A 13,098-nucleotide genomic window follows, 5' to 3' on the forward strand; every position below is an offset into this window, starting at 1 on the left:
TGTCCGCTCCCAGCCCCTATCCACTTCCGCCCAGCTCGACGAGGAGTTGGTCATCGATGGCCGCCGAAATGACCGCAGCGCAGTTGATCGAGAAGCACCGCCCGACCCTCGACCAGGCGCTGGAGGCGATCCGCACCCGCGCCTACTGGTCCCCGCACCCCGAGCACCCGAAGGCGTACGGCGAGACCGCCGCACCCGACGGGCTGGCCGCCTTCGAGGCGCTGCGCGGCAAGCGGTTCGAGCTCGACCAGCCCGGCACGGACGACTGGACGGGCGAGGAAGTCTCGCCGTACGGCCCGGAGTTGGGCATCAGCTATCCGCATCCGGATGTGGACGAGCTGCTGCCGGCCATGCGCGCCGCGCTCCCCGTCTGGCGGGACGCCGGTCCCGAGGCGCGGGCGGTGGTGTGCCTGGAGATCCTGGCCCGGATCAGTGCGCGCACCCATGAGTTCGCCCAGGCCGTGATGCACACCAGCGGTCAGGCCTTCATGATGGCGTTCCAGGCGGGCGGCCCGCATGCCCAGGACCGCGGCACGGAGGCGGTGGCGTATGCGTACGCCGAGCAGGTCCGCACCCCGGAGCAGGCCCCGTGGTCCAAGCCGCAGGGCAAGCGTGACCCGCTCGAACTGAGCAAGAGCTTCACGACTGTGCCGCGCGGTGTCGCCCTGGTGATCGGCTGCAACACCTTCCCGACGTGGAATGGCTACCCGGGCCTGTTTGCCTCTCTGGCGACCGGAAACCCGGTGCTGGTCAAGCCGCATCCGCGTGCCGTGCTGCCGCTGGCGATGACCGTCAAGGTGGCCCGCGAAGTGCTCGCCGAGGCCGGTTTCCCCGCCGACCTGGTGTGCCTGGCCGTGGACAAGCCGGGTGAGGGCCTGGCCAAGACGCTGGCCGTCCGCCCCGAGGTCCGCGTCATCGACTACACCGGCTCGACCGCCTTCGGCGACTGGCTGGAGACGCACGCCCGGCAGGCGCAGGTCTTCACGGAGAAGGCCGGCGTCAACACCGTCGTCATCGACTCCACCGACGACTACAAGGGCATGCTCAGCAACCTCGCGTTCTCGCTGTCGCTCTACAGCGGCCAGATGTGCACCACCCCGCAGAATCTGCTGATCCCGCGGGACGGCATCGGCACGGACGCCGGACCGAAGTCGTACGACGAGGTGGTCAGCGATCTCGCGGGCGCGGTGAGCGGCCTGCTGGGCGATGACGCGCGAGCCAACGCCCTGCTGGGTGCCATCGTCAATCCGCAGGTCAAGGAGCGGATCGACGCGGCTGCCGGGCTCGGGGAGGTGGCGCTGGCCTCCCGTGAGGTGGCCAACCCCGAGTTCCCCGGGGCCACGGTCCGTACGCCGGTGATCGTCAAGCTGGACGGTGCCAAGCCGGACGACGAGGCGGTCTATCTGTCGGAGTGCTTCGGCCCGGTGTCCTTCGCGGTGGCCGTCGACTCCGCGGCCGACGCGGTGGATCTGCTGCGGCGCACCGTCCGCGACCAGGGCGCGATGACGGTCGGCGCGTACACCACCTCGCCGGATGTCGAGAAGCTGGTGGAGGAGGCCTGCCTGGAGGAGTGCGCCCAGCTGTCGCTGAATCTGACCGGCGGGGTCTATGTGAACCAGACCGCGGCGTTCTCGGACTTCCATGGCTCGGGCGGTAACCCGGCGGCCAATGCGGTGCTGTGCGACGGCGCCTTCGTGGCGAACCGCTTCCGGACGGTGGAGGTACGCCGCCCGGCGTGACCAGTGCGGTGGGGCCCGGGACCTGTTCCCGGACCCCGGCCGGGCGTCGGCGGGCCCAGGGTCCGTCAGGGAGCGCCCGGCCCCTCGATCCGCGCATGGCGGCCGATCCAGGCATGCATCGCGATGGCGGCCGCGGCCCCCGCATTGATCGAGCGGGTCGAGCCGAACTGCGCGATCGAACAGACCAGCGAGACGTGTCGGCGTGCTTCCTCGGTCAGCCCCGGCCCCTCCTGGCCGAAGAGCAGCACACAGCGGCGCGGCAGCTCGGTCGTCTCCAGCGGGACGGAGCCGGGCAGGTTGTCGATCCCGATGATCGGCAGGTCCTCGGCCGCCGCCCAGGCGGTGAGGTCGGCGGTGTCCGGGTGGTGGCGGACGTGCTGATAGCGGTCGGTCACCATCGCGCCCCGGCGGTTCCAGCGCCGCTGCCCGACGATATGGATCTCCTTGGCCAGGAACGCGTTCGCGGTCCGGACGACCGAGCCGATGTTGAAGTCGTGGCCCCAGTTCTCAACGGCCACATGGAAGTCATGGCGGCGGGTGTCGAGGTCGGCGACGATCGCCTCGCGCGTCCAGTAGCGGTAGCGGTCGACGACATTGCGGCGGTCGCCGTGGGCGAGCAGCTCGGGGTCGAACCGCTCGTCCTGCGGCCAGGGCTCCGGGTGCGGCCCGACGCCGATCTGCGGCCCGTACCCCTCGTCGTACTGGAGGGGCTCGGCGGGGGCGGTTTTCTCGCTGCTCACCCCACGAGCGTATGGCCACCGCCGCTGTGCTCCGTACGGGTGTCCGGCTCACCGCCGGCCGGGCTGGCCGGCCCGCCGCGCGAGAACAGTCGTTCCCGCAGGCCGGAGAGGCGCGCGGAGAGCCAGGTCAGGAAGTTCGTCGGCAGGAAGACCGCGTCCGCGGTGATCATCGCGAGCGAGAAGAACGGCAGCCCCAGCAGGATCGCGATCGAGAGGTGCTCGCAGATCATCATGACCAGCAGCACATTCTTCAGCCGCCGGTTGAAGAGCGTGAACGGGAAGGCGACCTGCACGATCACCGTGCCGTAGGTGATCAGCATGATCATCACGCCGTTGCTGCCCAGCAGCTCGGACAGCGCCGGCCAGGGGGAGAAGTAGTCCAGGTGCATCGGGAAGTAGACCGCGGTGCCGTCCTGCCAGCGGCTTCCCTGGATCTTGTACCAGCCGGCGGTGGCGTAGATCAGGCAGACCTCGACCATGATCACCAGCAGTGCGCCGTTGTGGGCGAGCTTGGCGACGGTGTCGAGTACGACGCGCGGCTCGCCGGGCGCGTACCGCTGCACCGCCCACCACAGCCCGTGCGCCGCCCACAGCCCCCACAGCACCAGGCTCCAGCCGATGTGCGGGAACGGGCCGTTGTCGAACCAGCTGAGGCCGTAGTTGCCGCCCACCTGGGCGACGGCCAGGGCGAGGCCGAGCACGGCCCACAGGATGACGCCGGGCAGATCGCGGGAGCCGGCGGCCGCGCCGTCGGTTCCGTCCGCGGCGGCCGCGACCCGCTTCGCACGGCGCGCGTCCAGCGACCAGACCTGCCCGCACCGGGTCAGCACGAGATACATCGACATCAGGTGGATGACGTTGTCGCCGCCGTCCCCTATGAAGATGCTGCGGTTCTGGAGCGAGATCACGCCGACCATGAAGAGCACCGACATGGTGCGGGTGCGCCAGCCGAGCATCAACAGCGCGGCGGCCACGATGGCCAGCAGGTAGACGCCCTCGAACCAGCCGCGGCTGTCGGACCAGGGCAGTACGGAGAAGGCATGGTTGCCGCCCAGCAGCCGGCGCGCCATGTCCAGGCTCCACGGGCTGTCGGGCCCGTACAGAACCGCGCGGTGCGGCCACTCGCGCAGCAGGAACAGCAGCCAGGTCGCCGAGAAGCCGATCCGGATCACGGCCGTCTGGTACGGGGCCAGCGCCCGGCCGGTGGCATACCGGAAGCCGCGGCCGATGGCGCGCTCGATACGGGTCTCTTCGTAGGGCTCGGGCTCCTGGGGCACCGGGGATGCCGGCGCTTGCTGAGGCACGTCGGCCGGCTCGGTGGGGTGCGCGGGCTGCTGTGCGCCGGGCGTCTGCTGGGGCGTCGGTGACGTCACTGGTGGGTCGCCCCCTCGGGCAGGTCGGCTGCGGTGACCTGCCACCAGGGCAGCACTCGGAACACGGGCTTGTCGCTGATCTTCTCGGTACTCCACGGCGGCGGGCGGACCGCCGTCGTCTGCGAGCGGACCTGGATCTGCTCGACCCGGCCGCCGCCCCTGGTCCACTCGTCGTCCATCCGGAACAGCACGAGCCGCCGGATGTAGCGCTCGGACAGCTCACCGCGCAGGCCGACCGGGCGGTTTTGCGCGTTGTGGGTGTTGACGAAGAGTTCCCACCCTCGGCGCAGCTGGTTCTGCTGGGTGTGGCTGGGCATCGGGTTGTGGCGGATGGCCTGGCCGTCGCGGGCGGTCAGATCGGTCCAGCCGGTGGTCCGCGCGGTGCCGTCCTCGGTGCGCAGCTGTGCGCGGACCTGGACCGCGTTGTTCTGCTGGAGGGGATTGGGTGCGAACAGCTTCCAGTTCTGCTCGTACTCGGGATAGACGTAGTCGCTGATCAGGGCGCCCTGCTGTTTGCTGAGCGTGTTCGACGGTGCGACATGCAGGAACATCATCGCGAGATGAATCGCGACGGCGACCGCGACGGCACAGGCCGCCACTCCTATGACGATCCGCGAGGGCAGCGAGAGCGCGGCCAGTGGCCGCGATTCGTCCCCGTATGACTGCATTCCCGCCCCGTTCCCAGAATCCATGCGGTCAACTCCGCTTCGGAACCGTACCTAGGCGGCCCGGCCGGGCACACCTCTCCCGAGTTATCCACAGGCTTGACACCCGAGGTCCGCCCACTCACCATTGAACCGAACGATCGGTCGGTCGGGAGCAGCGAGGGGGCACCACATGACGACGATCGCGCCGGAAGAGACGGCCCGAGAGGCCGTATTCGACGCCACCGTGGCCGCGGAAGAGCGCATCGAACCGCGGGACTGGATGCCGGACGCCTACCGCTCGACACTCGTGCGGCAGATAGCGCAGCACGCCCACTCCGAGATCATCGGCATGCAGCCGGAGGCCAACTGGATCACCCGGGCGCCGTCCCTGCGCCGCAAGGCGATCCTGATGGCGAAGGTGCAGGACGAGGCCGGCCACGGCCTGTATCTCTACAGCGCCGCCGAGACCCTGGGCACCAGCCGCGACGAACTGCTGGACAAGCTGCACTCCGGCCGCCAGAAGTACTCCTCGATCTTCAACTACCCGACCCTGACCTGGGCCGACGTCGGAGCCATCGGCTGGCTGGTGGACGGCGCGGCGATCACCAATCAAGTCCCGCTGTGCCGGTGTTCGTACGGTCCCTACGCCCGCGCCATGGTCCGTATCTGCAAGGAGGAGTCCTTCCACCAGCGCCAGGGCTACGAGCTCCTGCTGGCCCTGAGCCGCGGCACCGAGGCACAGCACGCCATGGCGCAGGACGCGGTGGACCGCTGGTGGTGGCCGTCCCTGATGATGTTCGGCCCGCCGGACGACGAGTCGTCGCACTCCGCGCAGTCCATGGCCTGGAAGATCAAGCGGCACTCCAACGACGAGCTGCGCCAGCGCTTCGTGGACATCTGCGTCCCCCAGGCCGAGGCCCTCGGGCTGACGCTCCCCGACCCGGATCTGACCTGGAACGACGAGCGCGGTCACTGGGACTTCGGCCCGATCGACTGGGCCGAGTTCCGCGAGGTCCTCAAGGGCAACGGCCCCTGCAACGCACAACGGATCAGCCGCCGGCGACAGGCCCATGAGGATGGCGCCTGGGTCCGCGAGGCAGCCGCCGCCCACGCGGCCAAGCACGGGAAGGCCACCCGATGACGACACCACGCCCCGCCGACACGGCCGCCACCACCGCAGCGCCCACCGACTGGCCGCTGTGGGAGGTCTTCGTCCGCAGCCGCCGCGGTCTCTCGCACACCCATGCCGGCAGCCTGCACGCCCCGGACGCCGAAATGGCACTGCGCAACGCCCGTGACCTCTACACCCGCCGCTCGGAGGGCGTCTCCATCTGGGTGGTGCCCTCGGCGCAGGTTACCGCCTCCTCGCCGGACGAGAAGGACTCCTTCTTCGAGCCGGCCGGCGACAAGCCCTACCGCCACCCGACCTTCTACGAGATCCCGGACGGGGTGCATCACCTTTGATGAACATCACCGCCACCCCGGCCCTGATACTCGGGGACGACGCCCTGATCCTCTCCCACCGCCTGGGCGAGTGGGCCGGCCACGCCCCGGTCCTGGAGGAGGAGGTCGCACTGGCCAATATCGCGCTGGATCTCCTCGGCCAGGCCCGCGTGCTGCTCTCACTGGCCGGTGACGAGGACGAGCTGGCCTATCTGCGCGAGGAGCGGCAGTTCCGCAATCTCCAGCTCGTGGAACAGCCCAACGGCGACTTCGCCCACACCATCGCCCGCCAGCTCTACTTCTCCACCTACCAGGAGCTGCTGTTCGACCACCTCGCCCCGACCGAGAGCGAGGTGGCGCCCCTGGCCGCAAAGGCCGTCAAGGAGGTCGCCTACCACCGCGACCACGCCCACCAGTGGACACTGCGCCTCGGCGACGGCACGGACGAGAGCCACACCCGGATGCAACGCGCCCTGGATTCCCTGTGGCAGTTCACCGGCGAACTCTTCGAGCCGGTGGAAGGCCTGGAAACGGTGCCGTGGGCCGCCCTGCACGACGACTGGACCACCCGCATCACCGCCACCCTGGAGCAGGCCACGCTCACCGTCCCCGAAGGCCCCAGGCACGGCGCCTGGCGGGCCGGCGCGGGCCGCCAGGGCCTGCACACCGAATCGTTCGGACGGCTGCTCGCCGAGATGCAGCACCTCCACCGCAGCCACCCGGGGGCGACATGGTGACCACCACCGCCCTCGAAGAGGAACTGCTGGCGCTGGCCGGCTCCGTGCCCGACCCCGAGCTGCCGGTACTCACCCTCGCCGAGCTGGGCGTGCTGCGCGGTGTGCAGCTCACCGCACCCGGCCGGGTCGAGGTGCAGCTCACCCCGACGTACACCGGCTGCCCCGCCATCGAGGCGATGTCGGCCGATATAGAGCGGGTGCTGCACGACCACGGCATACCCGAGGTCGAGGTCCGTACGGTCCTCAGCCCGCCGTGGACCACGGATGCGATCACCCCCGAGGGCCGCCGCAAGCTCGCCGAATTCGGTATCGCACCGCCACGCCCCACCGGCCCGGCCGGCGGACCGGTCGCCATCGACCTCACCATCCGCTGTCCCCACTGCGGATCGACCGACACCACGCTGCTGAGCCGGTTCTCCTCCACGGCATGCAAGGCTCTGCGCCGCTGTGAGTCCTGCCGCGAACCCTTCGACCACTTCAAGGAGTTGTGATGTTCCACCCGCTCCAGGTCCGGGAGATCGAGCAGCTCACGGACGACGCGGTGGCCGTCACCTTCACGGTCCCGCCCGAGCTGCGCACGACCTTCCGGCACACCCCCGGGCAGCACATCGCGCTGCGCAGATCGGTCGACGGCCAGGAGATCCGCCGTACGTACTCCATCTGCACCCCGGCCACCGACGAGCCCGTACTACGGGTGGGCATCCGGCTGGTCGAGGAGGGTGCGTTCTCGACGTACGCGCTCAAGGAACTGGCGGTCGGCGACACGGTGGACGTCATGGCCCCGGCAGGCCGCTTCACCCTCGAACCGCGCCCCGGCCACTTCGTCGGCATCGTCGGCGGCAGTGGCATCACCCCGGTGCTGTCCATCGCCGCCACCCTGCTCGCCCAGCAGCCGGACGCCCGCTTCTGCCTGATCCGCAGTGACCGGACGGCGGCGTCGACAATGTTTCTGGAGGAGGTGGCCGACCTCAAGGACCGCTATCCCCAGCGCTTCCAGCTCATCCACACCCTCTCCCGCGAGGAACAACAGGCCGGTCTGCCCTCCGGCCGGCTGGACGAGACCCGTCTCCGCTCCCTGCTGCCCGCCCTCCTGAAGACCGACTCCGTCGACGGCTGGTACCTCTGCGGCCCCTACGGCCTGGTCCAGGGCGCCGAGCGGGCCCTGCGCGCCCTCGATGTGCCCCGCACCCGCATCCACGAAGAGATCTTCCACATCGACAACGGCACCCCGACCGCCCCCATAGCCGCCACCCCCGCGCACAGCGCCGTGACCGCCACCCTCGACGGCCGCTCCGGCAATTGGCCCGTCCACGACGGCGAATCGCTGCTCGAAGCGGTTTTGCGCAACCGCGCGGACGCCCCGTACGCCTGCAAGGGCGGCGTCTGCGGCACCTGCCGCGCCTTCCTGGTCTCGGGCGAGGTCCGCATGGACCGCAACTTCGCCCTGGAATCCGACGAGGTCGACGCGGGCTACGTCCTGGCCTGCCAGTCCCACCCGCTCACGGAGAAGGTGGAGCTGGACTTCGACCGATAGGGCCGAGCCGAACATCCCGGCCGCACGACCCATGGCTGCCGGACGCCACACCAGCCACCCTCCCGTCCGTCCCACCCACCGGCTGAGGGCGGCGTCTCGGAAACGGTGTCCGGCAGGCCACCGGCACAGGCAGTAGGCGGGGCGCGAGGCGGGCTCCGGGATGCGAGGCGGGCTCCGGAGCCGGTGCCGGCCGACGCCCACAAGCACGTTTCCCACTCGCTCATCGCCCCCCACCGCCCTCAACTCCCTCGCCCCTTCACCGCTTCCGCCATTCCCAATTCCTGCAACCTGTTCTACCTTGACGCTTCGTCAGATCGAGGCGCCGCGTGGGAGGACAGAGCAGTGGACTTCACCTTCACCGAGGAGCAGCAGGCCGCCGTCGAAGCGGCGAAGGCCGTCTTCTCGGGGGTCGCTCCGGACAGTGTGCCCAGCCCGGCGCTCACCCCCGGTGCGGTCGCCGACGACTTCGACCGCGCGCTGTGGCGCAAGCTCGCCGACGCCGATCTGCTGAGCCTGCCGATCGCGCCCGAACACGGCGGCGCGGGCCTGGACCCGATCGCGCTCTGCCTCGTACTCCGCGAGTCGGCCAAGGTGCTGGCACGGGTACCGCTGCTGGAGTCCGGCGCCGCCGCGCTCACCATCCAGCGTTACGCGACCGAAGAACTCTGTGCGGAGGTGCTCCCCGGGGTCGGCACCGGAGACCTCGTCGTGACCGTCGCCGCCCATGGCCGCACCGGGCACGAACCGGCCGACCTCGCCGTGGCAGCCCATCAGGAGGACTCCGAGTGGGTCCTCGACGGCGTCCAGACCGCTGTCCCCTGGGCCCGGACCACCGACCGGGTCCTGATCCCCGCCCACACCCCCGACGGGCACGCCGTACTCGCCCTTGTCCCCCGCACCCACCCGGGCGTCACGCTCGACGACCAAGTCTCCACCAGCGGAGAGCCGCACGCCGAGGTCCGGCTGGACTCCGTGCGTATCAGCGACCGGAAAATGATCACCGACCCCGCCGCCTGGGAATGGCTGCGCAACGTGCTGACCACCGGCACCTGCGCACTCGCTCTGGGGGTCGGCGCGCGTGTACTGGACATGACCAGCGACTACACCAGCAAGCGCGAACAGTTCGGGTACCCGGTGGCCACCTTCCAGGCCGTCGCCTGCCAGGCCGCCGATCGCTTCATCGATCTGCGCGCCATGGAAGCCACCCTCTGGCAGGCCGCCTGGCGCCTCACCACCGAAGCAGGCGGCCCGCTACCGCTCGCCGGAGATGTAGCGGTGGCCAAGATCTGGGCCTCGGAGGGCGTACGCCGGGTCGTCCAGACCGCCCAGCATCTGCACGGCGGCTTCGGCGCCGACACCGACTACCCGCTGCACCGCTACCACGCCTGGGCCAAACAGCTCGAACTCTCCCTCGGTCCGGCCGCCGCGCACGAGGAGTCCCTCGGCGAGCTGATCGCGGCACATCCGCTGGGGTGAGGCGGGAGCGACCGGAGCGTCGGGCCGGAGTGGGGCGGGCGGGGGCCGTATGGGCGCCGGGGTTCAGGAATGTGGCCACGGCCCCGCGCGTACCGGAAATCGACCGTCGGTGCCGAATGCTCCTTCAGCGCCCCGGGAGATCATCTGGAGCGGCCTCTGCCGAGCATCCGGGAGGAGGGGACTGACGAGCTTCAGGGCTGACGGCAGTCCGGGGGCGGTTCACCACTGCCCGACCGGACAACCCTCCAGCCAACCAAGCTGCCCAGCAGCCCGGCTCTCCGCCTCCGCGGCTAGATAACCGACCCCGAGCCGCCCTTACCGTCCGAGACGGGGCGGCCGGCGGCCTCCCATGCCTGCATGCCGCCCGCGACGTTCACCGCGTCGACGCCCTGCTGGATCAGATACTGGGCCACCTGCGCCGAGCGCCCGCCGACCCGGCACAGCACATACACCTTGCCGGCGTCGGGCGCTGCCTCGGTCAACTCGCCGTAGCGGGCGACGAATTCACTCATCGGGATGTGCAGCGCGCCCTCGGCGTGCCCGGCCTCCCACTCGTCGTCCTCGCGCACGTCCAGGAGGAAGTCCTCCGACGTGAGAGCGTCGACACCGACCGTGGGCACAGAACCAAATTGCATGGGGCCGACGCTACCCGACCAGCTGCGCGAGGTACGTCTCGCGTTCCGCGACATCGGCGAGCAGCTTCTCGGCGATCTCCTCCAGCAGCGCGTCCGGGTCCTCCGGCGCCATCTTGATCATCGCGCCGATCGCGCTCTCCTCCAGCTCAGCGGCCATCGCGGCCAGCAGCTCCTTGCGCTCGGCCAGCCACTCCAGCCGCGCGTAGAGCTCCTCGCTCTCGCTGAGCCGCTCCTCGGCCGGCGCGGGGCCGGCCTCCCACTCCCGCGCCAGCTCGCGCAGTACCGCCGCGTCGCCCTGGGCATACGCCGCGTTGACCCGGGCGATGAACGCGTCCCGCCGGGCACGCTCCGCGTCGTCCCGCGCCAGGTCCGGGTGAGCCTTGCGCACCAAGTCGCGATAGACCTTGCGGGCCTCTTCGCTGGGCCGCACCTTTTGCGGGGGCCGCACCGACTGCTCGGTGAGCATCGCCTGGGCCTCCGGAAACAGCCCGTCCGACCCCATCCAGCCGTGGAACAGCTCCTCGACCTCCGGCATCGGCAGCACCGACGCCCGCGCCTCCCGCGCCTTACGGATGTCCGCGGGGTCGCCCGTACGCGCCGCCACCGCCTCGGCGATCTGCGCGTCCAGCTCGTCCAGCCGTGCGTACATGGGGCCGAGCCGCTGGTGGTGCAGGCGGGAGAAGTTGTCCACCTCCACCCGGAAGGTCTCCACCGCGATCTCGAACTCGATCAGCGCCTGCTCCGCGGCCAGCACCGCCTTCGCCAGCCGCCGGGTCGCCGCGTCCTGAGCCGCGGCCACTTGCTCATCGGCCGCTCCGCCCGACTCGGCGGCCGCCGGGTCAGCCTGACCGACGCCCGACCGGGCCCCCGCGCCGGCCTGGCCGACGCCCGGCCCGTCCCCTTCCGCGGCCTGGCCTACGGGTGCATCGGTCTGGCCCCCATGTCCGGCATCGAGTCCCTCCGGGCCCGCGGCCTGATCCTCCGGGCCGCCGCCGTGCCCGAGCTGGGCGCCCTGCCCGCCGTCGCGGGCGTCCGGTGCCTGCGGGTCGGCCGGGGCGTCCGGGGTGCCCGGTACGTCCGGTCGGTGCTGGCCGTCCTGCGCGTTCTCCGCGTGCGAGTTCGTCACCCGGCCAGCGTACGGCCCCGCCGGCGCGGCCCTCCACGGCCATTCCCTCGCTTCCTACGGGGCTGGGAGCCTCTCCCCCTCACACCCCCATCTCTGCCGCGATCCGTCCGTTCTTCACCGCTGTGGTCAGGGCCGTGTGGTCTGCTTCCGTGCGGTTCGCGTAGGAGACCGCGAAGGCCGCTATGGCCTCGTCGAGTTCTTCGTTCTTGCCGCAGTAGCCGGCCAGCAGGCGCGGGTCGACGCTGTGCGAGTGTGCTCGGGCCAGGAGGGCGCCGGTCATCCGGGCGTAGTCGTCCATCTGCTCGCCGGACAGCTGCGTCGGGTCCACACTGCCCTTGCGATTTCTGAACTGGCGGACCTGGAAGGGCAGCCCGTCCTGCGGGAAGTCGGCCACGTCCGCGCCACCCGTGCCACCAACCCCCGACGACTCCATGCCCGGCACCGTCGTCCAGCCCAGCAGGATGTCGCTGACCACCTGCATCCGGCGCTGGCCGAGGACCACCCGGCGGCCCTCGTGCACCACCGACGGCACCGGGAAGCCGGCCTTCTCCGCGAAGGGAGCCAGCACCGAACCGCGTGCCTCCTTCATCTGAAGGACCAGCGGTTCGCCCCGGTGGTCGAGCAGCAGCACCACATACGACCGCAGGCCCACGCTGCCCGTACCGACCACACGGAAAGCCACATCGTGCACCGCGTACCGGGCCAGCAGGGGCAGTCGGTGCTCGGCGATGGTGTCCAGATAGCCGGTGAGGGACGCGGCCACGGCTGCGGCCTCCGCGTCCGGCACCCGCCGCAGAACCGGCTGCGCGTCCACGAAACGGCGGCCGCCGTCCGCCACCGGCTCCGTCGCCTTGGCCGCGAACCGCGCGCTGGTGTTCTTACGGGCCTTCTCCGCGACCTGCTCCAGGGTTCCCAGCAGATCCCGGGCGTCGGTGTGCGAGACCAGGTCCTCGTCGGCGATCGCGTTCCACGCCTCGACGGCCGGCAGCTTGGCCAGCAGCCGCATCGTGCGCCGATAGGAGCCCGCCGCGTCCTGCGCCGCCCTGCGGCAGTCGTCCTCATCGGCGCCCGCCTCCCGGCCGGCCAGCACGACCGACGCCGCGAGCCGCTTCACATCCCATTCCCACGGTCCGTGCAGGGTCTCGTCGAAGTCGTTGAGGTCGATGACGAGGCCGCCGCGGGCGTCGCCGTAGAGGCCGAAGTTGGCGGCATGCGCGTCTCCGCAGATCTGTGTGCCGATGCCGGTCACCGGGTCGACGGCCAGGTCGTACGCCATCAGGCCCGCGGAGCCGCGAAGGAAAGCGAAGGGGCTCGCGGCCATCCGGCCGACCCGTATAGGCGTCAGCTCGGGCAGCCGGCCGGCGTTGGACTCCTCGACCGCCCCGACCGCGTCCGGCCGCCCGTCCGCGATCGACAGCCCGGCCTGCTCGGCACGCGGGAGCCGCTCCCGCAGCGCCCGCCCCACCGCCTTGGGCGACGGTCCCTGGGCATCCTGACGGGCAAACCCCGGTACGTACGGCACACGCGGCATAGCGGGCCACCTCCCCCTTCACGACCTGTGTTCTTGATGTCCCTGCGCTTCAGCGTCGCTGTGTTCTGCGTGCGTCCGCGCGCCGGCCGGTTCCGGCCCGGCCGACGCCCATGACGT

13 protein-coding genes are annotated in these 13,098 nt (G+C 70.9%); 7 read left to right on the forward strand and 6 right to left on the reverse strand.

The window, feature by feature from the left end:
- Positions 1 to 56 precede the first annotated feature (56 nt).
- The gene (paaN, locus tag CP981_RS19415; RefSeq protein WP_085923725.1) at positions 57 to 1,739 is read left to right on the forward strand and encodes a phenylacetic acid degradation protein PaaN; all 1,683 of its coding nucleotides are present in this window, start codon (positions 57 to 59) and stop codon (positions 1,737 to 1,739) included.
- Positions 1,740 to 1,804: 65 nt separating this feature from the next.
- Here paaN and CP981_RS19420 read toward each other — a convergent pair whose 3' ends face one another.
- Genes CP981_RS19420 through CP981_RS19430 form a run of 3 tightly spaced genes read right to left on the reverse strand, consistent with a single transcriptional unit; the run spans position 1,805 to position 4,520 of the window.
- A complete protein-coding gene (locus CP981_RS19420) occupies positions 1,805 to 2,479 on the reverse strand; it encodes a TrmH family RNA methyltransferase (RefSeq protein WP_085923724.1) in 675 nt (224 codons plus the stop codon).
- A complete protein-coding gene (locus tag CP981_RS19425; RefSeq protein ID WP_425282139.1) occupies positions 2,476 to 3,852 on the reverse strand; it encodes an HTTM domain-containing protein in 1,377 nt (458 codons plus the stop codon). Before CP981_RS19425 ends, CP981_RS19420 begins: the two co-directional genes overlap by 4 nt.
- On the reverse strand, positions 3,849 to 4,520 hold the full coding sequence (locus tag CP981_RS19430; RefSeq protein ID WP_085923723.1) for a DUF5819 family protein: 672 nt from the start codon (positions 4,518 to 4,520) through the stop codon (positions 3,849 to 3,851). The genes CP981_RS19425 and CP981_RS19430 overlap by 4 nt, the downstream gene beginning before the upstream one ends.
- Before the next feature lie 169 nt (positions 4,521 to 4,689).
- Between CP981_RS19430 and paaA the strand changes: the two genes are divergently transcribed.
- The 6 genes from paaA (at position 4,690) to CP981_RS19460 (ending at position 9,689) form a co-directional block, all read left to right on the forward strand.
- A complete protein-coding gene (gene paaA / locus CP981_RS19435; RefSeq protein WP_085923722.1) occupies positions 4,690 to 5,640 on the forward strand; it encodes a 1,2-phenylacetyl-CoA epoxidase subunit PaaA in 951 nt (316 codons plus the stop codon).
- On the forward strand, positions 5,637 to 5,963 hold the full coding sequence (gene paaB / locus CP981_RS19440; protein ID WP_085923721.1) for a 1,2-phenylacetyl-CoA epoxidase subunit PaaB: 327 nt from the start codon (positions 5,637 to 5,639) through the stop codon (positions 5,961 to 5,963). Before paaA ends, paaB begins: the two co-directional genes overlap by 4 nt.
- Positions 5,963 to 6,679: a 1,2-phenylacetyl-CoA epoxidase subunit PaaC gene (paaC, locus tag CP981_RS19445; RefSeq protein WP_085923720.1), complete on the forward strand. Its 717-nt coding sequence runs from the start codon at positions 5,963 to 5,965 to the stop codon at positions 6,677 to 6,679. Before paaB ends, paaC begins: the two co-directional genes overlap by 1 nt.
- Positions 6,673 to 7,170 carry a 1,2-phenylacetyl-CoA epoxidase subunit PaaD gene (gene paaD / locus CP981_RS19450; protein WP_085923719.1) on the forward strand — a complete coding sequence of 166 codons (498 nt, stop codon included), beginning with the start codon at positions 6,673 to 6,675 and terminating at the stop codon, positions 7,168 to 7,170. Before paaC ends, paaD begins: the two co-directional genes overlap by 7 nt.
- Complete coding sequence (locus CP981_RS19455) at positions 7,170 to 8,213, forward strand: 2Fe-2S iron-sulfur cluster-binding protein (protein WP_085923718.1); 1,044 nt, start codon at positions 7,170 to 7,172, stop codon at positions 8,211 to 8,213. The genes paaD and CP981_RS19455 overlap by 1 nt, the downstream gene beginning before the upstream one ends.
- A gap of 342 nt (positions 8,214 to 8,555) precedes the next feature.
- The gene (locus CP981_RS19460) at positions 8,556 to 9,689 is read left to right on the forward strand and encodes an acyl-CoA dehydrogenase family protein (RefSeq protein WP_085923717.1); all 1,134 of its coding nucleotides are present in this window, start codon (positions 8,556 to 8,558) and stop codon (positions 9,687 to 9,689) included.
- A gap of 290 nt (positions 9,690 to 9,979) precedes the next feature.
- Here the strand turns inward: CP981_RS19460 and CP981_RS19465 are convergent, their stop codons facing one another.
- The 3 genes from CP981_RS19465 to CP981_RS19475 all read right to left on the reverse strand — a co-directional run bounded on the left by CP981_RS19465 (position 9,980) and on the right by CP981_RS19475 (position 12,981).
- On the reverse strand, positions 9,980 to 10,324 hold the full coding sequence (locus tag CP981_RS19465; protein ID WP_167536117.1) for a rhodanese-like domain-containing protein: 345 nt from the start codon (positions 10,322 to 10,324) through the stop codon (positions 9,980 to 9,982).
- Between the two features lie 10 nt (positions 10,325 to 10,334).
- Positions 10,335 to 11,450, reverse strand: coding sequence for a J domain-containing protein (locus CP981_RS19470; RefSeq protein WP_167536118.1), 1,116 nt, complete (start codon positions 11,448 to 11,450; stop codon positions 10,335 to 10,337).
- Between the two features lie 79 nt (positions 11,451 to 11,529).
- The gene (locus tag CP981_RS19475) at positions 11,530 to 12,981 is read right to left on the reverse strand and encodes a DUF2252 domain-containing protein (protein ID WP_085923715.1); all 1,452 of its coding nucleotides are present in this window, start codon (positions 12,979 to 12,981) and stop codon (positions 11,530 to 11,532) included.
- Positions 12,982 to 13,098: the final 117 nt, after the last annotated feature.

The sequence above is a fragment of the Streptomyces platensis genome (assembly GCF_008704855.1).
GTDB lineage: Bacteria > Actinomycetota > Actinomycetes > Streptomycetales > Streptomycetaceae > Streptomyces > Streptomyces platensis.

Bases quoted from the DNA above. Each gene is read 5' to 3' on its own strand.
- CP981_RS19455 (WP_085923718.1), top strand. From the start codon at position 7,170: ATGTTCCACCCGCTCCAGGTCCGGGAGATCGAGCAGCTCACGGACGAC.
- paaC (WP_085923720.1), top strand. From the start codon at position 5,963: ATGAACATCACCGCCACCCCGGCCCTGATACTCGGGGACGACGCCCTG.
- paaB (WP_085923721.1), top strand. From the start codon at position 5,637: ATGACGACACCACGCCCCGCCGACACGGCCGCCACCACCGCAGCGCCC.
- CP981_RS19465 (WP_167536117.1), bottom strand. From the start codon at position 10,324: ATGCAATTTGGTTCTGTGCCCACGGTCGGTGTCGACGCTCTCACGTCG.
- CP981_RS19430 (WP_085923723.1), bottom strand. From the start codon at position 4,520: ATGCAGTCATACGGGGACGAATCGCGGCCACTGGCCGCGCTCTCGCTG.
- paaD (WP_085923719.1), top strand. From the start codon at position 6,673: ATGGTGACCACCACCGCCCTCGAAGAGGAACTGCTGGCGCTGGCCGGC.
- paaA (WP_085923722.1), top strand. From the start codon at position 4,690: ATGACGACGATCGCGCCGGAAGAGACGGCCCGAGAGGCCGTATTCGAC.
- CP981_RS19475 (WP_085923715.1), bottom strand. From the start codon at position 12,981: ATGCCGCGTGTGCCGTACGTACCGGGGTTTGCCCGTCAGGATGCCCAG.
- paaN (WP_085923725.1), top strand. From the start codon at position 57: ATGGCCGCCGAAATGACCGCAGCGCAGTTGATCGAGAAGCACCGCCCG.